This is a genomic window from Serratia sp. HNCC26DJ244 (genome assembly GCF_057180565.1).
The window spans coordinates 1-239 of sequence record NZ_JBXUGO010000166.1 but is presented as its reverse complement, the minus strand read 5'-3'; the positions used below and the strand labels follow the sequence as shown (position 1 = coordinate 239).

The window sequence follows — 239 nt, the reverse complement described above, 5'->3', positions numbered from 1 at the left end:
GCAAAGCCGATAATCTGATCCAGCCCTTCCTGGTAGGTCCCATTACCGTTGACATCACTCACCAGTGAAACGATCGATCCTGCTTCAACATTACCGTATTTAGTCTGGTTGAAGGTGTAGGTAGTGCTGCTGTTAACAATTTGCGGCACATCAGGCGCACCAAGGATCGCATTCGGTGCTTCCAGATCAATCACAACCTGATAATTGCTCTTGAAATTGACGTTAGTGCCCAGGTTACC

The 239-nt window shown here is 47.7% G+C and carries 1 protein-coding gene; it reads right to left on the bottom strand.

What is annotated here, in order from left to right:
* Positions 1 to 239: hypothetical protein (locus tag AC2A06_RS19105; protein WP_484381336.1), on the bottom strand; the 239-nt coding region annotated here is incomplete at both ends.